The sequence below is a fragment of the Ancylobacter sp. 3268 genome, assembly GCF_031456575.1.
Taxonomy (GTDB): domain Bacteria; phylum Pseudomonadota; class Alphaproteobacteria; order Rhizobiales; family Xanthobacteraceae; genus Ancylobacter.
Map to the genome: position 1 here is coordinate 25,265 of NZ_JAVDUX010000024.1, position 19,462 is coordinate 44,726.

The 19,462-nt window shown below is 66.4% G+C and carries 14 protein-coding genes, 1 tRNA gene and 1 pseudogene; 9 read left to right on the forward strand and 7 right to left on the reverse strand.

Going from position 1 to position 19,462, the window contains the following annotated elements:
• Positions 1-131 precede the first annotated feature (131 nt).
• The 3 genes from J2X65_RS24655 to J2X65_RS24665 are packed head-to-tail and all read left to right on the forward strand — an operon-like array spanning position 132 to position 3,430.
• Entirely contained in the window at positions 132-1,412 is a 1,281-nt protein-coding gene (locus J2X65_RS24655) for an allantoate amidohydrolase (RefSeq protein WP_310207387.1), read from the forward strand.
• Positions 1,409-2,647, forward strand: coding sequence for an ArgE/DapE family deacylase (locus J2X65_RS24660; RefSeq protein WP_310207390.1), 1,239 nt, complete (start codon positions 1,409-1,411; stop codon positions 2,645-2,647). The genes J2X65_RS24655 and J2X65_RS24660 overlap by 4 nt, the downstream gene beginning before the upstream one ends.
• Positions 2,648-2,659: 12 nt before the next feature.
• Entirely contained in the window at positions 2,660-3,430 is a 771-nt protein-coding gene (locus J2X65_RS24665; RefSeq protein ID WP_310207393.1) for a hypothetical protein, read from the forward strand.
• Positions 3,431-3,482: 52 nt separating this feature from the next.
• Here J2X65_RS24665 and rimO read toward each other — a convergent pair whose 3' ends face one another.
• The 3 genes from rimO to J2X65_RS24680 form a co-directional block, all read right to left on the reverse strand.
• Positions 3,483-4,841: a 30S ribosomal protein S12 methylthiotransferase RimO gene (gene rimO / locus J2X65_RS24670; protein WP_310207396.1), complete on the reverse strand. Its 1,359-nt coding sequence runs from the start codon at positions 4,839-4,841 to the stop codon at positions 3,483-3,485.
• 142 nt (positions 4,842-4,983) lie between these two features.
• Entirely contained in the window at positions 4,984-5,310 is a 327-nt protein-coding gene (locus tag J2X65_RS24675) for an antibiotic biosynthesis monooxygenase (protein ID WP_310207399.1), read from the reverse strand.
• 74 nt (positions 5,311-5,384) lie between these two features.
• Entirely contained in the window at positions 5,385-7,547 is a 2,163-nt protein-coding gene (locus J2X65_RS24680) for a TonB-dependent receptor domain-containing protein (RefSeq protein ID WP_310207402.1), read from the reverse strand.
• A gap of 245 nt (positions 7,548-7,792) precedes the next feature.
• Here J2X65_RS24680 and J2X65_RS24685 point away from each other — a divergent pair, with 245 nt between their 5' ends.
• Genes J2X65_RS24685 through J2X65_RS24695 form a run of 3 tightly spaced genes read left to right on the forward strand, consistent with a single transcriptional unit; the run spans position 7,793 to position 10,626 of the window.
• Entirely contained in the window at positions 7,793-8,758 is a 966-nt protein-coding gene (locus tag J2X65_RS24685; RefSeq protein ID WP_310207405.1) for an ABC transporter substrate-binding protein, read from the forward strand.
• 17 nt (positions 8,759-8,775) lie between these two features.
• The gene (locus J2X65_RS24690) at positions 8,776-9,852 is read left to right on the forward strand and encodes an iron chelate uptake ABC transporter family permease subunit (protein ID WP_310207409.1); all 1,077 of its coding nucleotides are present in this window, start codon (positions 8,776-8,778) and stop codon (positions 9,850-9,852) included.
• Positions 9,853-9,858: 6 nt separating this feature from the next.
• On the forward strand, positions 9,859-10,626 hold the full coding sequence (locus J2X65_RS24695) for a heme ABC transporter ATP-binding protein (RefSeq protein WP_310207413.1): 768 nt from the start codon (positions 9,859-9,861) through the stop codon (positions 10,624-10,626).
• A 78-nt stretch (positions 10,627-10,704) separates the two neighbouring features.
• Here J2X65_RS24695 and J2X65_RS24700 read toward each other — a convergent pair whose 3' ends face one another.
• Entirely contained in the window at positions 10,705-11,274 is a 570-nt protein-coding gene (locus tag J2X65_RS24700) for a hypothetical protein (RefSeq protein ID WP_310207416.1), read from the reverse strand.
• A gap of 525 nt (positions 11,275-11,799) precedes the next feature.
• On the opposite strand from J2X65_RS24700, the gene J2X65_RS24705 reads away from it, so the two are divergent.
• From J2X65_RS24705 to J2X65_RS24715, 3 genes are all read left to right on the forward strand, one after another.
• The gene (locus tag J2X65_RS24705; RefSeq protein ID WP_310207419.1) at positions 11,800-12,069 is read left to right on the forward strand and encodes a hypothetical protein; all 270 of its coding nucleotides are present in this window, start codon (positions 11,800-11,802) and stop codon (positions 12,067-12,069) included.
• Between the two features lie 208 nt (positions 12,070-12,277).
• The gene (locus J2X65_RS24710) at positions 12,278-12,973 is read left to right on the forward strand and encodes a hypothetical protein (protein ID WP_310207488.1); all 696 of its coding nucleotides are present in this window, start codon (positions 12,278-12,280) and stop codon (positions 12,971-12,973) included.
• Positions 12,974-13,468: 495 nt separating this feature from the next.
• Positions 13,469-13,558, forward strand: a tRNA-Ser gene (locus J2X65_RS24715).
• Here the strand turns inward: J2X65_RS24715 and J2X65_RS24720 are convergent.
• From J2X65_RS24720 to J2X65_RS24730, 3 genes and pseudogenes are all read right to left on the reverse strand, one after another.
• Positions 13,529-15,160, reverse strand: a pseudogene (locus tag J2X65_RS24720) (recombinase family protein); the annotation flags it as partial. The gene J2X65_RS24715 and the pseudogene J2X65_RS24720 overlap by 30 nt on opposite strands.
• A 24-nt stretch (positions 15,161-15,184) precedes the next feature.
• Positions 15,185-15,373, reverse strand: coding sequence for a hypothetical protein (locus J2X65_RS24725; RefSeq protein ID WP_310207422.1), 189 nt, complete (start codon positions 15,371-15,373; stop codon positions 15,185-15,187).
• Positions 15,374-15,931: 558 nt separating this feature from the next.
• Positions 15,932-19,462: a PAS domain-containing protein gene (locus J2X65_RS24730; RefSeq protein WP_310207425.1), complete on the reverse strand. Its 3,531-nt coding sequence runs from the start codon at positions 19,460-19,462 to the stop codon at positions 15,932-15,934.

Below are 19,462 nucleotides of genomic sequence, written 5' to 3' on the forward strand. Positions count from 1 at the left end.
GACGGCGGTGGCCCCGGGCCGCCGCCGCGATTGCCAAAGCCGCGCCCATATGCGATGGCGCCAGACGATGCCAGGCCGGCCGCTGGAAGCAGCCATGCCGGCCGGCGGCAAACGGGGGCGGCGACGCGCAGATGAGAATACCGGTGGACATTGCCGCGACAGGCGAACGGGCGGCGGCGATGCTCGAGGCGCTCGGCGCCATCTCGCAGTCCAGCGACAATCTCACCCGCTTTTTCCTGACGCCGGAACATCGCCGCGCCGCCGATCTCGTCGGCGATTTCATGCGTGCCGCCGGGCTCGACGTTTCCGAGGACGCGCTCGGCACGGTGCGCGGCCATTGGCTGCCGGCCGGCTCCGACGCGCCGCGGCTGCTGATCGGCTCGCATATCGATACCGTCGCCAATGCCGGGAAGTATGACGGCACCATGGGGGTGGTCGTCGCCGCACTGGCGCTGGAGGCGGTGGTGAAGGCGGGGCTGAAGCGGCCCTACGGCATCGACGTGCTGGCCTTCGGCGACGAGGAAGGCACGCGCTTCCCGACCACGCTCTCCTCCTCCGCCGCCGTGGCCGGGCATTTCCTGCCTTCCTGGCTCGGCGCCCGCGACGCCGACGGCATCTCGCTCGACGAGGCCATCCGCGCCTATGGCAAGGACCCTGCCGCGATACCGGCGGCGGCCTATGATCCCGACAAGGTCATCGCCTATGTCGAGGCCCATATCGAGCAAGGCCCGGTGCTGGAGGCCGAAGGCGAGCCGCTCGGCATCGTTTCCGCCATTGCCGGCGCCTCGCGGCTGTCGGTCACCGTCACCGGCGAGGCCGGCCATGCCGGCACCGTGCCGATGCGCATGCGCCGCGACGCCTTCGCCGGCGCTGCCGAAATGGCGCTGGTGGCCGAGAAGATCGCCCGCGCCGACCGGCACGGCATGGTGGCGACGGTCGGGCGCCTGCATGTCGAGCCCGGCTCGATCAATGTGATTCCCTCGCGCGTCGTCTTCACCCTCGATCTGCGCTCCGGTTCCGATATCTCCCGCCGGGAGGCGTTGACCGAGTTCGAGCGCGAGGCGCACCGCATCGCCGATGCGCGCGGGCTGGGGGTGGTGATCTCCGCCTTCCATGAAGTCGGCACCGTGCCGTGCTACCGCGATCTGCAATTGCGCTTGCGCAACGCCATCGCCGATCTTGGCCACCGCGCCCCGACGCTGCCATCCGGCGCCGGACATGACGGGCAGGCCATGTCGCGCCTGTGCCCGATCGGCATGCTGTTCGTGCGCTGCCGCGGCGGTATCAGCCATAATCCAGCGGAATATGCGGCACGTGAGGATATCGGGCTTGCGGTGGCGGCGCTGGTGCGTTTCATCGAACGGTTCGAGCTGCCGCAACTGACCGGCAGCGTCCAGGGAGCAGAGCAGTGAGCCAAGTCGAAGCGGGCGTCGCAAGTCACGACGGAGAGCGGCTCGAACGCGAAGTGGCGTTCCTCAAGGCGGTGGTCCGTGTGCCGAGCGACAATCCGCCCGGCGACTGTGCCGCGCATGCCGAGGTGACCGGGCAATTGCTGGAGGAACTCGGCTTCGCGGTGGAGCGCCACCCGGTCCCGGAGCCCTTCGTCAAGACCTACGGCATGAAGTCGGTGGTCAATCTGGTGGTGCGCGAGCGCTTCGGCGAGGCCAAGGGGCCGGTGATCGCCCTCAACGCCCATGGCGACGTGGTGCCGCCCGGCGAGGGCTGGACCTTCGATCCCTATGGCGCCGAAGAAAAGGGCGGCGCGATCTACGGCCGCGGCGCCGCGGTGTCGAAGTCCGACTTCGCCACCTACGCCTTCGCGCTTCTGGCGTTGAAGCAGCGGCCCGAAGGGCTCGACGGCACGGTCGAGCTGCATTTCACCTATGATGAGGAGGCCGGCGGCTTCGTCGGGCCGAAATGGCTGCTGGAGCACGGGCTCTCCAGGCCGGACTATGCGCTGTCGGCCGGCTTCTCCTATGCCGTTGTGGTGGCGCATAACGGCGCGCTGCACCTCGAGATCGTGGTGCGCGGCAAGCAGGCGCATGCGGCCATGCCGGAGACCGGCGCCGACGCGCTGGAAGCGGCCACCGCCATCCTCACCGCCATCTATGCCGAACGCAAGCGGCTCTACGGCATCACCAGCCCCACGCCGGGCATCGGCTCGCCGAAGATCACCGTCGGCCTGATCTCCGGCGGCATCAACACCAATGTGGTGCCCGACCGCATCGCCCTGCGCGTCGACCGCCGGCTGACGCCGGAGGAGAACGGCGAGGCGGTGGAAGCCGCGCTCACCGCGCTGGTCGAGAAGGCGGTGGAAGGCTGGGACGGCATCGACATCGAGTGCCGCCGCATCATCCTCGCCGAGCCGTTGCGTACGCTGCCGGGCACCGAGAAGCTGGTGGAGACCCTGCAGAAGCACGCCGCCGAAGTGCTGGGCGAGGTGCCGCCGGCCACCGCCGTGCCGCTCTACACCGACGCGCGCCACTACACCGCCGCCGGCGTGCCGACCGTGCTCTACGGCGCCGGGCCGCGCTCGATCCTCGAGGCCAATGCCCATGCCGCCGACGAGCATGTGCGCATCTCCGACCTCGACAAGGCGACGCGGATCGTCGAAGGCACGCTGCGGGACCTTTTGAAGGCCGGATGATCGGGGCGTCGGATGATCGCGCTCCTCGTCAACATGTTCATCAACGACTATTTCTCGCTCTTCGTCGCGGCCGTTGGTCTTGTTCCGCTGCTCACCGGCTGGCTCTGCTATGTCTGGGCGATGCGCCCGAAGCTGGTCGCGACGTTCCATCCGCGCGACCTGCAGACGTCCTATCTCGGGGCGCTGACGCTGCCTTTCGCGCTGTTCCTCGCCTTCATGGTCAGCGACATCTGGAACCGCGAGACACGCTACGCCCAGACCGTGCTGCAGGAGGTGCAGCGGCTGGACGCCATGCTCGACATCGCGAAGGTGTGCGGGCCGACCTGCGCGCCGGTCGACGAGGCGGTCGGCGGCTATGCCCGCGCCCTGTCGACATATGAATGGGACGAGGGCTGGGTCTACCCGGACACACAGGTTTCCAGGAGCTTCGACGGGCTGGTCGCGGCCGTCGCGGCCGCCGAGGCGGACACGACGGTGGCGGTCCATATGCGCAGCGCGCTGCTGAACGGCCAGATCGAGCTGCGGCGCCTGCGCACCGACCGCTACTTCATCCTGCATGCCGATCTCGCGCCGCATCGCTGGATCGTGGTGCTGTTGCTGGGGGTGCTGTCGCAGATCGGGCTGGCGGCGCTGCATGTCGGCAAGAAGCCGCAGCTTGTCCTCGGTCTGGCGACCTTCTCGGTCGCCTTCTCGGTAACGCTCGCCTACACCATCGCGCTCGCCTGGCCGACGGTCGACGAGAGCATCATCCCCTCCGAGGAACTGCGGCGGATCCTCGAATGAAAACGGCAGGGTCGAGGCCCGGCCGCTTTGCATTCTGCGATGGTAGGTGGCTTCAGAACCCCACCGCTGTGCCGTGCAGGTCGTAGGCATCGGCGCGCTCGATCTTCACCGTGGTGATCTCGCCGACGCGCAGCGGCCGGCGCGAGGCGACATGGACCACGCCATCGATCTCCGGCGCATCCGCCTTGGAGCGGCCGATCGCCACCGTCGGCCCGACGGAATCGATGATCACCTGCTGCCGGCTGCCGACCTTGCGCCTGAGCCGACGGGCGGAGACGCGCTGCTGCACCTCCATGAAACGGTTCCAGCGCGCCTGCTTCACCTCGTCCGGGACGGCGACGCCGAGATCGTTGGCCGGGGCGCCGGCCACCGGCTCATATTTGAAACAGCCGACGCGGTCGAGCTCGGCCTCTTCGAGGAAGGCGATCAATTCCTCGAACTCCGCCTCGGTCTCGCCGGGGAAGCCGACGATGAAGGTGGAGCGCAAGGTAAGGTCCGGGCAGGCGGCGCGCCAGGCCTGCACGCGGGCCAGCGTCTTCTCCTGCGCCGCCGGGCGCTTCATGCGCTTCAACACCGTGGGGGAGGCGTGCTGGAAGGGAATGTCGAGATAGGGAAGGATCACCCCATCGGCCATCAGGCCGATCACCTCGTCGACATGCGGGTAGGGGTAGACATAATGCATGCGCACCCAGGCGCCGAGCGAACCCAGCTCGCGTGACAGGTCGAGGAAGCGGGCGCGGACCTGGCGGTCCTTCCACTGGCTCTCGGCATATTTCAGATCGACGCCATAGGCGGACGTGTCCTGCGAGATGACGAGGAGCTCCTTCACCCCGGCATTCACCAGCTTCTCGGCCTCGCGCAGCACCTCGGAGGCCGGCCGGCTGACCAGGTCGCCACGCAGCTTCGGAATGATGCAGAAGGTGCAGCGATTGTTGCAACCTTCTGAAATCTTGAGATAAGCATAGTGGCGCGGGGTGAGCTTCACCCCCTGCGGCGGCACCAGATCGAGAAAGGGATCGTGACGCGGCGGCACGGCGGCATGCACCGCATTGACCACGCTCTCATATTGCTGCGGGCCGGTGACGGCCAGCACGCCGGGATGCACATCGCGGATCTGCTCGGGCTCGGCGCCCATGCAGCCGGTGACGATGACCTTGCCATTCTCCTTCAGCGCATCGCCGATGGCGGCGAGGCTTTCCGCCTTGGCGCTGTCGAGGAAGCCGCAGGTGTTGACGATGACGAGGTCGGCGCCCTCATGCTGTCGCGAGAGCTCGTAGCCCTCGGCGCGCAGGCGGGTGACGATGCGTTCGGAATCGACGAGCGCCTTGGGGCAGCCCAGCGAGACGAAAGAGATGCGGGGCGCCTCGCCGGCGGTGCTGTGCGAGGCGTCGAGCGACGCGTGGTCGGCCATGGATGTCGGGCTCGGTTCGATAAGCAAGCGCGAGCCGTTAATCGAGGCGGGGTCCGCCGTCAACTCACGAAGACGCCGGGCCGCCGCGCGCACGGCGCAGGACAACCCGGCGTCAAGGCGATCGGACCGTCGGTCCGGGCCGTCAGGCGGCCTTCTCGGTGCTGCCGAGATCGATGGCCTCGAACAGCTCGACCTCGGGATGGCCGAGATAGAGCGGCTTGTTGCCGCCGGCGTTCCGATGCGCGGCACGGAAGGCTTCCGACTTGGTCCAGGCCTCGAAATCGGCGCGGCTGCCCCAGATGGTGTGCGAGGCATAGAGCGTGTGATCGTCGCGCTGCGGGCCGCGCAGCAGCTCGAACTGCTTGAAGCCGGGCACGGTGGACAGGTGGCTGTCGCGCTCGCGCCAGACGCGCTCGAACTCGGCTTCCGAGCCGAGCTGCACCTTGAAACGGTTCATCGCGATGAACATGGAGAGTCCCTCATTGGTCCGAATGATGATGCCGGACGATAGCGCCCGGCATCGGAAGATGGAAACCGTCGCGCTCAGAAATGCGCGCGCAGGCTCATCAGCACGGTGCGGCCCTGGCCGGTGTTGCCGGTGAAGCCGGTGGGCTGGATCGACAGCGCCGGGGTGTAGTCCTCGTCGAGCAGGTTGGTGGCGTCGACGCGGAAGGTGAGCTTGTCGTTGATCTCGTAGCTGCCGAACAAGTCGAACAGCCCGTAGCTCGGAGAGGGCGTCGAACTGATCGCGGCACCGGTGAAGGTAGAGTTGAAGCCGATCAGGGTCGACTGCGAGTAGAATGAATAGCGCCCGCCGACGGTCAGCTTCTCATCGAGGAAGCGCAGGCCGGCAGTCATCGAGAAGATGTCGTCCGGCAGGTACTGGTTGGTGCCGAAACCCTGGGTTTGCGGCGGCAGATCGTTGTCGTTGTGGGTGTAGCTCGCCGAGGCGAAGAAGGTGCGGGCGTCGTAGGTCGCTTCCAGTTCGATGCCGCTGACTTTGGAGGTGCCATCGACGTTGCAGAAGAAAGTCTGGGTGTATTGAGTGCCGCGAGCACCCAGACAGGTGACGATGTAATTTGAGATGTCGTTGTAGAAATAGTCTGCTTTCAGGCGAAACTGGTCGTTGGCGGTGAACAGGCCGTCCTTGCGGATGTTGACGCCGAACTCCCAGCCCTTCGACACTTCCGGCTGCAGATAAGGATTGGCGGAGTAAGACTGGTTGGCGGCGCCTGGGTGCTCGCCGCCGACCATGGTCTCGCTCGCCGTCGGCGCGCGCATGGTCTCGGCATAGGTCACATAAGGCTGCAGCCAGTCATAGGGATTGATGGCGAGGGTGAACTTCGGATCGAAGCGCCCGTCGCTCTGGTCCACCGACCACGGGCCGACTGCCACCGCACCGCCCGGGGTTCCTTCCACACCGGAGCCTTCCAGTGTGTAGAAGTCGTAACGCAGGCCGAGGATGAAATCGAAGATGTTGTAGCTGAAGGTGGTCTCGGAGAAGACGCCACCGGTGCCGCTCTCGCCTGACGGATTGACGCCGCCATAGAACGATGGATTGAGGCTGTTCGACGCGCTCACGTCGTCGTAGAAATATTCGAAGCCGTTAATGGTCGAGACCCCGACCTCGCCCCACATGAAGTTCGAGGTGTTGGAGGTGTCGAAGCCCCAGCCCTGATCCTCGATGACGCGTCCGCGCGATGAGGATGACGTACGCGGCGTGTTCAGGTAGGTCATCGTCAGGTCGTTGTAATAGGCGTTCAGCCGGAAATCGATTAGCTCGCTGTCCGGGTCGTAGTGATACTTCGCCGTGAAGGTGTTGTTGTTGATCTGCTGGTCGGCGGAGTTGGCGTAGAAGAAGTTGTTGTAGAACACCGCGCCGAGCTTCAGCGTCGAATCGTCGGTGAGCTTGATGTCGCTCTTGAGCAGGCCCGAGGACAGGTTCTGCCACGTAAAGGGCACCATCTGGCCGGCGCCGTTCTCGTAATTGGTCGGCGCGGAATTGGCGATGGCGCCGGCCACCGAGACGCGGTCGTTGAGCTTGGCGGCGCCGGCGAACATTTCCTGCCAGCCCTGGCCGTTGCTGCCCCAGGTGAGGTTGCCGATGGCGCCCCACTGGTTGCCGGGCTTGATGATGTCGTCGACGCCGAGCGTGCGCATGTCCGCCGCGCCGGCCAGCGCGCCGGCGCCGCCGGCGGTGGAGACGGCGCCGCGGGCGATGTCGACGCCGGCCAGCAGCTGCTCGTCGACATAGGCGAAGCCGCTCGCCTCATGGCCGACGAAGCGGAAATTCTGCCGCACGCCGTCGATCATCATGTTGACGCGACCGAAGCCCTGGAAGCCGCGAATGTTGATGGCGACGCCGGGATTCGAGGTGCTCTGCTCGGTGAAGGTGCCGGGCACGGTGCGCAGTACGGTGTCGAGGCGGCTCGACTGGTTGAGGTTGTTCAGCATGTTGACGGTGCTGACCGCCGATGGCGTGGAGTAGGGATCGCTCACCAGCCGCCCGTCGGCACCCTGCACGGTCACCGTCGGCAGCGCCTCGGCCTCGGCGGCGGCAGGCGCGGCGGTCGTGGCGGTGGAGCCGGCCTGCTGCGCCAGTGCCGGCGCGGCGACGACGAGTGCCGCCATCGAGATGCCCAGCAAGGCGGAGTGGTGGGAGAGCGGGCGGCGGCTGGCGCCGGCGCGCGGGAAAGTCGCGGCCATGATCATCCTCGATGCGTAAGCCGCGAGGCCGGAGAGCCGCCATTTCTGACAGTCGACTCCGCCTCGCATCTGCGTCACATCGGTCATATTTTCAGGTAAATATCGGAGTCAACAAAGATTAGTTACACTTTATAATAATTAAATTTAGAGAATTAGCTGCCCTCTCGATCAATCAAACTTTCGAAAATGAATTGAATCAACGTGATCATTGGTTCACATAGGCGCCATCACTGAGAGGTATCGCCATGGCCAATGCGATTTATAATAGTTTAAAACTCGTGTTTCTGCTGTGCGTGACCATTTTACCACATGAATACCTCGGTGCCGCCGAGGGCGCGCCGGTGGAAATGGTCGATAGCGCCGGCCGGCACGTTGCGGCGAGGGACACCAGCCGCGTGGTGGCCATCGGCGGATCGATCACCGAGATTCTCTATGCGCTCGGGCTTGAGGATCGCATCGTCGCGGTCGACACGACGAGCGTGTTCCCGCCGCAGGCGCTGAAGGACAAGCCGGATGTCGGCTATATGCGCGCGCTCTCCGCCGAGGGCGTGCTGGCGCTCGGCCCGACCCTGGTGCTGGCGATGGAGGGGGCCGGCCCGCCCGATACGGTGAAGGTGCTGCAACAGGCCTCGGTGCCGTTCATCTCGGTGCCGGAGGGGCACGATGCCGAGGGGGTCGTCGCCAAGATCCGTTTCGTCGCCCATGCGATGGGAGCGGACGAAAAGGGCAACGCGCTCGCCGATGCGGTGGCCGAAGACTTCTCGGCGCTCGCTGCGATGCGCCAGCGCATCAGCGAGCCGCGCGGGGCGGTGTTCGTGATGTCGATGGGCGGCGGCTCGCCCATGGTGGGCGGGCAGGGCACCGGTGCCGATGCCGCCTTCAAGCTTGCCGGCGTCACCAATGTGATGAGCGCCATCACCGGCTACAAGCCGGCAGTGGGGGAGGCGGTGCTCGCCCTCGAGCCTTATGCCATCGTCAAGATGGGGCGTGGCGGCGGCGCCGACGATGCCCTCCTGCAACTGCCGGCCTTCGCACTGACGCCAGCGGCGCGCCACAAGCGGCTCATCCCCGTGGACGGCGCCTATCTGCTCGGGTTCGGTCCGCGCACCCCGCAGGCCGCGCGCGATCTCGCCGCGGCGATCTACCCGGATCTCGACCTGCCGAAGCTGCCGGAGCGGCCGTGGACCAAGGCGCAGGGGGCTGCGCCGTGAGCGCCGAGGCCCTCCTCATGGAAGCAAGGACGGGCCGGACCGCGCGGGAGCGGCGGGCACGGCTGGGGCTGCTCGCCTGTGCGGCGCTGGCTCTGGTGGCGACGCTCGCCTCGCTGGCGGTCGGGCCGGTGACGATACCGGTCGAGCATGTGCTGGCCATTCTCTGGCGGGCGGTCGGCGGCAGCGCGGCGGGAGCGGAAATCGGCCTGCGCGAGACCGTGGTGGTGCTCGACATCCGGCTGCCGCGCACGCTGCTCGGGCTGATGGTCGGGGCGGCGACGGCGACGGCGGGCGCGGTGATGCAGGGCATCTTCCGCAACCCGCTCGCCGATCCCGGCTTGATCGGCGTGTCGAGCGGAGCGGCGCTGGCGGCGGTGCTGTGGATCGTGCTCGCCGCGCCGCTGGCGGCGGCGCTGCCGCTGGCGCTCGGTTCGTTCGGCCTGCCGGCTTCCGCCTTTGCCGGCGCGCTGATGGTGACGATGGTGCTGCACGTGGTGGCGACCCGCGACGGGCGCACCTCGGTGGCGACGCTGCTGTTCGCCGGCATCGCCTTCGGCGCCATGGCGGGTGCGGGAACCGGCATCATGCTGTTCGTGGCCTCCGACCAGCAATTGCGCGACTTCACCTTCTGGACCTTCGGCAGCCTCGGCGGCGCCACCTGGGCCAAGCTGACGGCGGCGGCGCCGTTCGTACTGGTGCTGCTGGCCCTGGCGCCGCCGCTGGCGCGGGCGCTCGATGCGCTGGCGCTGGGCGAGGCGGCCGCCTTCCATGTCGGCATCGATGTCGAGCGGGTGAAGCGATTGGCCATTGCCGGCGTCGCCGCCGGCGCCGGAGCCGCCGTGGCTGCAGCCGGGGTGATCGGCTTTGTCGGGCTGGTGGTGCCGCACCTGCTGCGGCTGCTCATCGGGCCGGGGCACCGGCTTCTGCTGCCGGCCTCGGCGCTGGCCGGCGGGGCGCTGCTGCTCGGCGCCGATCTCGTGGCGCGCACCATAGCCGCACCGGCGGAACTGCCGCTCGGCATCGTCACTGCCGCCATCGGCGCGCCTTTCTTCCTCTGGCTGCTGCTGCGCCGCCGCGCCGAACTGTTCGGGTGACGTCTCATGTATGAAGCGAAGGAGATCGATTACGCGGTTCCCGGCCGGCTCCTGCTCGAGGGCGCCGACCTCTCGGTGCGGCCCGGCCGGGTGACGGCGCTGATCGGCCCCAATGGCGCCGGCAAGTCGACGCTGCTGAAGGTCCTAGCGGGCGAGCTTCGCCCCAGGCGGGGCCGGGTGCTGGTCGACGGCCGCGACATCACCGCGCTCGGCCCGGCCCGGCTGGCGCAGCGGCGGGCGGTGCTGCCGCAGGACGTGCAGGTGGCGTTTCCCTTCACCGTCGCCGAAGTGGCGGCGATCGGCCTGCCGCCGGGCGAGCGGGCGCCATCGCGCATTGCCGAGGCGCTGGAGCGGGTCGATCTCGCCGGCTTTCGCGACCGCCCCTATGCGGCGCTGTCCGGCGGCGAGCAGCAGCGGGTGCAGATCGCCCGCGCCCTCACCCAGCTGGCGAGCTGCGCCGGACCGGGCTACCTGCTGCTCGACGAGCCGACCTCCAGCCTCGATCTGTCGCATCAGCTGATGGTGGTCGATCTCGCCCGCCAGGTGGCGCGCGAAGGCGGCGGGGTGGCGGCGGTGCTGCACGACCTCAACCTCGCGGCGATGATCGCCGACGAGATTGTGGCGCTCAAGAATGGCCAAATAGCCGCGCGCGGCACGCCGGCCGAGGTGCTGACCGACGCCATCGTCGCCGATCTCTACGCGGTGACGGCACGAATCGGCTCGGCGCCGCCCTCCGGGCCGTTCCTGCTGCCGCAGGCGATGACGCGCGCCTGAGGACGCGCGAAAACCGCCGAGGAAGGCGGGGGGCCTTCCTCGGCGGTGGATGAATCGGGCGCCGGAAGGCGCGCCGATTCACTTCAGCTTGTCGACATCGATGCCGAAGGTGACGGCCCCGATGTTCTGGCCCTTGTCGGAGATGGCCACGCTAGCCTGGGCGATCTTCTTGCCGCCGTCCTCCTCGACCTTATCGACGAAGATGGCGCCCGGACCGGCCGGATAGGTCTTCTGCCATTTGGCCTCGTCGGCCTGCCACATGTCGGAGGTTCCGTCGGTCTGGCCGACATTCAGGCCGTAGCCGTCCATGACGAAGGCCTCGGTGATGACGCCGCCGGAGGCTTCCTTCTTCTTGGTCAGGAACTCGGCCAGCTTGTTCTTCATGGTGCTGTCGCGCAGCGCCTGATCCTTGGCCTTCCACTTGTTGTCGAGTTCGTCGATGTCGGACTGCATGAGCTTGGCGTGCGCCTTGTTGGAGGCGACGACGGCGGAAATCACGACCTTGTCGCTGAGCCAGGGCTCGATGTTCTTCTTCACATAGGCCGTGACGGCCGCCGCATGGGACATCTCGTCCTGCGCGAAGGCGGGGGCGAAGCCGAGCAGAACCGTTGCCGCGGTCAGCGCGGCGATCTTCGTGCGGATAGACATTGGCGCTTCCTCTTTGAAGGGACGATCTTGGCGTCGTCCCTTCGCAACGTAACATGAAGTAAATTTCAAAATACAGAGGATATTTTTGGCTGAATCAACGACCCATGTGCGTTCATACTATGTTATATAGTCATGATTATCTGAAAACGACCATCATTTATTCATCTAATATCATTAGTATATCTGCGGTGGTTTCGTTGGCGTCGGCATTCTACGCCGCAGAAGAAGCGGAAGTGGTCGAGGGGTAATTCCGCAGGTTGCTTTCTCCGCGATCCGGCCGGCTTGTGCCCGAGGCCGGATGGACTGATCACTCGTCTGGTATCCCAGATTCCATGTATAATGTTCTGTATTCTTCATGCCCAAGCGTGGAGCCCGGGCGGTCGCCGGCCAAAAATCCGCCCGATCACCGAATGGTGTCGCGCCAACGATGCAAATCCGCGTTAGACTTTCGGCATAGGCGGTGGGCTGCAGCGGCTCCGGCCGGCCGAGCGACAATAAGGGCCGCGCTTTGGGAGGATCAGCACCATGACGCTTACCGTAGCCGAGTTCCGACCCGACCCCATTCATGTCCATGTCGGCCGCGAAACCATCGAGGTTCATTCGCTGGCTTGCGCGATCGACCTTCTGCGGTCGCTGCGGCATGACAGGCTCGGGCGCTACGCGGAAATGCTGCTCACTCAGCTTGAGCAGGCCCGGGAACCCTCGCAGCAGGCCCATGCCTGGGCGGCGTTCCGCAGTTGGGCGATGGCCTGCGGGCTGCATGCCGGCGATGAGGGACACTCGCACGCCGCCTGACGTCATCGGCCTTCACTTGCGCCTTCATCATCGGGAATCGACTTGCGGGGTGGCGTGCCGTATCGGCATGTCAGGCCGGTGCGCCCCGTCACCACGCCCACCGATGGTGTGCGCCGCAAAATCGCCGTTAGCCAGGCCTCATCCTGTCGGCTATCACTCCGCGGTGAGCGGTTCCGCATAGGGACCGGCAGGAGGCGAATTGTCGAGCGTGGGCGCGAGGTTCAGTTTTTTTGGTCTGGGCGTACGGGTGGTGGCCGGTGCGCTCGGCGGGTTGCTTTGCCTAGCCGCGCCTGCCGCAGCCCAGCAGCCGCCCCTCTGGTCACCCTGGTCGAGCTTGTCGCCCGCCCAGCCGCCATTCGGAGCACCTCCGGCGCCGGCGCCGCTTAAGCCTCCGCTGGTCCTGCTGCTGGACGGGCTGGGCGTCTATGTCGAGAACGACTATGTCGGGGTCTCCGCCCTCTCACGTCCGTTGCGGCAGCAGGGGTTTCGGACGCGGAGCGACACGCATTTCCTCAACAGGCAGGCGGGAGCGGTGCCGAACGTGGTCATTGGCCATTCGCTGGGCGGCTCGACGGCGCTGCGCTTTGCCGGCGATCTGGCGCGGCGCGGGGATCCGGCGCCGCTGGTGATCACCATCGATGCCGCGCCGGGATCGCCCTCCTGCCCGGTGGCCCGTTGCATCAATATTCATGGCCCCGGCTTCCCGGATGTGCGCGGCGCCCGCAACATCGACGCCTGGGGGGCAGGTGCCCGGTTCGTCACCCACGCGCAACTGCCGACGCATCCGGCGGTGGAAGCGATGATCCTCGACCTCACGGCGGCGTATATGGCGCAGTGGTCGTCGGCGCAGGCGCCGCGGCTGCCGGAGGCGGGCACCGCAGCGCCGCGGCCCAGGGGCGGTTAGTCGGCGCTCGGCTGCCGTCGCCGCCTGTGGCGAGGCGGTTCGACCGGATGGCGGATCAGGCGCCGGCGACGATCGGCTCGATGCCGGCAGCGGCGATCGCCCGCACCATCGATTCGGTAGGGGCAAGGCCGGTCACCAGCGTATCGACGCTGTTCCGCTAGTACGGCCTCAAGGAAATCTGGGAAGAGGCCTACGCGGACGTGCCGAACGTTACCTGATTGTCGACCGCCGCCTGACACCCGCTGCGCATTTTCACCGTTGATGAGGAGCCGACCGCGTTGCCGGCCGATGACACGCCAGCCGCTCGCAGAGAAGGTCGCAGCATGCGGGATACCTGTCCTGTCGAGGTGGCCGGCTTGACTATTCGCCGCCGGTTGGGGCATGGCTCGCCGGCGATCACGCTCGCCACCCGCCGGCCTCGTCGAGACGAATGTTCGGTGTCGGTCTGGAGAATGAGCGCCGACGATAGAAACTGCCTGGCGGATATTGTCAGACGGAAGGGTGGCCGAGTGGTTTAAGGCAGCGGTCTTGAAAACCGCCGTGGGCGCAAGCCCACCGTGGGTTCGAATCCCACCCCTTCCGCCATTTCGGTCCCAAACTGGGCACGCCTAGAGTCGCCGTTTTCCCTCCTGAGACGGCAGCCAGCGTTCGGAGCAGGTCTCCTTTCGATCCGATGATGCGGACTTCCTTGGCTCCGACTTCCACGCGTTGAGCCAAGGCGCGCAAATGATCGCGCCGGTAGCCGCCGCCTTCGATCCGCATGCGCTTGCGAGCGATGCCGGCGAAACGTGCCACCATGGCCGGCGTGACAGTTCCCTCGCCGGAGGTCGCGAGAGAGGTTTGCGCGCGGGCAGCATCGGCCTGCGCCTGATCGCGGATCGCCTTCAGGCCTTCGATGCGCTCCTTCAGCGCCGGATCGGTGATGTCGGCGACGCCTGATTCGATGGCCTCATAGAGCCGGCGTAGCCGCTGGTCGGCCTCGCCACCCCGCTTGTTGAGTTCGGCAATGTGCTCGCGGCGGCGTTCAAGACGCTCCTGGCGATGGGTGAGCATGGAAGCGAGGATTTCCTGCAGCCGCTCTGGCTGAAGAAGGCGCTGCTCGATGTGGGTTGCCACCAGCGTGTCGAGCGTCTCCATCGGAATGGCGCGGCCGGAACAGCCGGTCTCGCCCTGTCGAGCCTTGATCGAGCAGGCATAGTAGCGATAGCGCCCGCTCTTACCGGTGCGGATGGTCATGGCCCCGCCGCACTGCGCGCAGTAGCAGATGCCGGTGAGCAGCGTCGGGCCGCTCACCACCCGCGGCGGCACGATCTTGGGGTTGCGTGCCTGAAGCTGCTCCTGCACGGCGTCGAAGACCTCGGTGTCGATCAGCGGCGGCACAGCGACCACCACCACCTCGCTCTCCGGCTTCTTCTGCTTGCTCTTGGAGCGGCTGTTGAACTGGTGCTCGCCGACATAGGTGCGGCGGGTGAGTACCCGGTGAAGCTGGCCAATGCCCCAGCGTCCGCCCTCACGGGTGTAGATCCGGTTACGGTTGAGATGGCTGACGATGGCCTTTACGCCCATCGGGCCGGAGCGGCCGTCGCCGTTGAGGGCGAGGTCGAAGATGACCCGCACCGTGTCGGCGTGAAGCGGATCGATCTCCAGCTTCTTCTTCACCTTGGCACCGCGTTGCTCGGCTTCAACGACGCGATAGCCGATCGGCGGACGGGCGCCATTCCAGAAGCCTTGCCGGGCATTCTCCTTCTGTGCCCGCAGGACGTGCTTGGCGTTCTCCTTCGACTGGTACTCGTCGAACAGCGCCATGATCTGACGCATCATGACGTGCATCGGGTCGTCGCCCATCTCCTGGGTGATCGACACCAGCCGCACGCCATTGCGGGCGAGCTTCCTGACATAGAACTCAAGCTCAAAGTGATCGCGGAAGAAGCGCGAGAAGCTGTGCACCACCACGACGTCGAAGGGCGCCGGCTTCAGCGTGCCAGCTTCGATCATCCGCTGGAATTCGGGCCGACGATCATTGGTCGCCGAGCCGCCCGGTTCGACATAAGTTTCGACCAGTTGATAGCCGCGAGCTTGGCAGTACGCCTCGCCTTGCCGGCGCTGATCGGGAATTGAGACATCGTGCTCGGCTTGCCGGGCTGTGGAGACGCGCAGATACAAAGCGGCACGCAGCGGAGCGGTCATGGCGAAGCCTTTCGTGTCAGGCGGTCATTCCCCTTGGATCAACTCCTCCAGAATATCCCCGAACCACGCCTCGAAGACAGCAATCTCCGCCTCTGTCACCGGAATGTATTCCGGCCAGTCGTCGGTGATGGTCAGGGGGGCGGAGGCTGGGGGCGACCGTGTCCGGCGGCGGGGCGGCGGCGTCTCCGCGTAGGTGTAGAGATTGTCGGGCAAGCGGCCCGGCGCAGATCGATAGGTGGGGTATCGATTGGATGAATGTGAGCGTCTGGTCATTCCCAAGACTGACGCGACGACGACCGATGCCCAACAGCCGATCTATGACCTGCGATACGCAATACTTCCTTGACCAGAAGCCATCTCGGCACGCCCGTGCGGACGGCGGCTCTGAGCCGCCACTCCTGCCATTCCCGCAAATCGTTCAAGGTCCCAAAAGCCGACGTTCCTCTCAAAAAGAACCTTGATCGAAAAATTCAACCGCATTCAACAGCAGATGCCTAGCCTAGGTGAGGGTTTGCCGAGACGTGCCCGACCCGCAGGAGGGATTGTAGCTCCGCGGATCAGTCATGGACGTCCGCTGCCGGGCTAGACCTAAAGTTCCGCTCCTGGCGCGCCCCAACCGTTCCGCTTCTCTCACTCGCCAAGCAACCCGCTCACAATCCGCCTTGGAAATGGTTGACCACCACCTGACCCAGCCCCCCACTCAGGGGCAATTCTCAGTGGAAATGCACGGTCACTTCTCGCCGGCAATCAACATTCTGGCGCTTTGAACGCCTATCCGCCGCCATACTGCGCTTCACCGCTGCGCGCGGACGCCTCGGCATAGGGGATGGAGAAAGCGAATACGGCGCCGCCTCCATCATTCGGGCGGGCCCAAAGCTTGCCCTCGTGGCGGTCGATGATCGACTTGCTGACCGACAGTCCGATCCCGAGGCCCTGTGGCTTGGTCGTATAAAAGGCCTCGAAGATGCGCGGATAGGCCTCGGCCGACAGGCCATGACCGGTATCGCGGACCTCGAGTTGCCCGCTTGCCGGGCTCGCCTCGCCCGTCTCGACGAAAATCTGCCGCGCCGGGCCAGCGCCGAGCTGCACCGAATCGGCGGCGTTCAACACGAGGTTGAGAATCACCTGCTGAATCTGGATGCGGTCCCCGGTCACCGGCCTCAACGCGGGATCGAGGCTGACGGTCAAGGATATGCGGCGCCACTGCAGGTCATGCGCGCAGATGGCGATCACTTCCTGCGCCGCCTCGTTGAGATCAAACGGTTCGGGCACGAAATCCTGTTTCCGGAACAAGCTGCGCAGGCGCTTGGTCACCTCGGACGCCCGGTTGCCGTCGCGCAGGGTGCGCTGGGCCGTCTTGATCGCCCCTTCGATGTCGGGCGGGTTCGCGGCCAGCAGACGCTGGCAGGTGCTGGCATTGGTGATGATGCCGGCGAGGGGTTGATTGACCTCGTGGGCGATGGAGGCGGCGAGCTCGCCGAGGCTCGCCGCACGGGCCACGTGGGCCAGCTCGCTACGGACCTTTTCCAGCGCTTCCTCGGCGGCGCGGCGGGCCGTCACATCCTGCACCGCCCCGACCCGCTCCTCCCGGCCGCCGGGCTGCCGGATGACCTGGACGAAGGCGCGCACATGCCGCAGACGGCCCCGGGCCGTATAGAACCGCAGCCCGTACTCGACATCCCGTCCTTTCGCGAGTTCGGCGGTCTTCGCTTCGAACAGCGGGATGTCGTCCGGGTGGATCCGGCTCCTGAAGTCGGCACCGGTGAACTCCACGCCCTCGTCGAGTTCGTGCAGCTTCCGCAGCTGTTCGGAGGCGACGATGGTGTCGGTCTCCGAGTCCCAGGCAAACGAGCCGGTCGAGCTGACCCGCTCGCCGATGGCGAGATAATAGGCGCTCCGGCGCAGTTCGTCCTCGGCACGCTTATTTTCGGTGATGTCCTGAACCGATCCCATGACGATCGGGTTGCTGGGGTCCGCGGCGAGGAAATGCGCCACGGCATGGACGTATTTCGTCGTGCCGCCGGGCGTGACGATCCGGAAAACCTCGTCCAGCTCCTCTTGACGGGCCATCGAGCGCGCGAAGCTCGCTTCGAAGGTCGCCACGTCTTCGGGATGGATCCGCTGCATGAAGGCGCGAAGCGTGGGTGGTTCCTCGCGGTCGTACTCCAGGATCTGATAAAGCTCCTCGGACCAGACCTGCGCATCGGCGTTCACATGCGCCCTGAAGCTTCCGGTATGGCTGAGACGCTGAGCCTGGCTGAGGTGATCAAGAGCTTCTCTCAGATTGCGCTCGCGCGCGGCAAGCTCCTCTTCGGCGCGCTTTCGATCTTCGATATCGGTATTGACGCCATACCACTTAACGATCTCACCTTTCTCGTCGGTGAGGCTGCTCGTCTGGAAAAGAAACCAGCGATAGGTGCCATCATGCCTGCGTAACCGGCCCTCGGCCTCGCCGTCCTTGCCGGCCGCACGGCACGCCTCCCAGGCGGCCCCGATGGCGCCGAGGTCATCGGGATGCACTAGGCGGGTCCATCGCCAGTCGCGCAGGTCATCCGGGCTCTCGCCGACATAGTCGAGGTAATGCTGGCTGAAGAAGTCGGCGGTACCGTCGGCGTTGGCCGACCAGACGAGGGCGGGGATGGTGTCGATGATCAGCTGGAGGTTGCGCTCGCTGGCCTTGATCGCCTCCTCGGCGAGCCGGCGATCATGGATGTCGTCGACGACGCCATGCCAGGCGAGAATGCTGCCGTCCTTGTCGCGTAGCGGCCGGGCGCGCACGTCGCACCACCGATACTCTCCCGAGCGGTGGATGAAGCGGACCTGGCGCCGGTAGGCCGTGCCCGCCGCCACCGCGCTCATCCACGCCTCGACCGTGCCCTTGCGATCGTCGGGATGCACCAGATGCACCCATTCGTCGGCCATGATGGTGTCGTCGGCCCGCCCGAACCATTCCCCCATCTGCGGATTTAGGTAGTTGACCATGCCGTCCGGGCCCGCCCCGAACAGGTTCTGCGGGATCGTCGCGATGATCTGGGCGAGGTGGCGCTCGCTGGCCCGCACCGCCTGCTCGGCCAGCTTGCGATCATGAATGTCGACGCAGGAGCCGTACCATTTGACGATGTGGCCTTCCACATCGCGCAGAGGGAGCGCCAGGGTAAGGATCCAGCGATAAGTCTGGTCGGCGACATGGAAATGGCGCACCTCGACCGAATAAGGCTCTCCGGTGGCGATGCAGTGCATCCAGATCCGGGCGGTCGGCTCGCGATCGTCGGGGTGGAGCAGATTCACCCACCGCTCGTTCATCACCTCGTCGGCCGAGAGGCCGCTATACTCCAGCAGCCGCTCGTTGCAGTAGTCGATGTCGCCGGTCGCTGTGGCGCTCCACAGCATCTGCGGAAAGGTTTCGGATTGCTGGCGCAGCGCGCCCTCGCGCACGCGCAGCGCCTCTTCGGCGCGCTTGAAGTCATCAATGTCGTTCAGCAGCACGTGCCAAGCAATGATGGCGCCGGTCTTGTCACGCAGCGGATGGCCGCGGTTGTCGAACCAGCGGTATTCGCCGTCGAAGCGTCGCAGCCGCTGCTCAATCTGGTAGGGCGTGCCTGACGCGATCGCTTGGCCGAACATCTCCGCGACATGGGGCAGGTCATCGGGATGCACAGTGCCGTTGCTGCCCCAGTTGCGCAGTTCCTCGAGAGTTTGGCCGGTATAGTCCTGGATCGGGCGGTTCACGCGCTCGACGCGCCCGTCCGGGCCGAGAACGGCCACCAGCCCCGGCAGGCCCTCGATCAGCGCGGCGGCGCTCAGTTCGCTCGCCTTCCGGCTCTCATCGCGGCGCAGCTTGGCCTCCTGAAGCGCCAGCAGCATCTGGTTGCGCGCGACGTTCAGCACGAGGGTTTCCGGCTCGGTTGGGAACTCAAGCCGGGCGCTCCCGACGAGGAGCAAGCCGAACGTCGCCTCGAAGCCGAGGGGGAAGGTGGCGAGCGCCAGCGGCCGGCCGGAAAGCGCGCCGTGCGCGCGTGCCGGCCAGGCGCGATGGTCTTCTCCCAGCATCTGCCGCAGCTCGCCTTCGATGGTAGGGCGGTCGATGCCCACGCCGACGGCCACGAAGCCACGTCCGGCGTGCTCGACTGGCAGCACCAGCACCAGGTCGAGCCGCAGCATCGCCTGGAGCGCCTCGCCGAGCAGTCGGGCGATCTCGTCCGGCTCACGCCCGGCCCATGTCGCCGACAGCCCGAGCAGGCCGATCAGGTCGCCGAGACTGGCGCGCAGCTCGGCGAGTTCCCGGTCCCTCGGGTCGGCCAA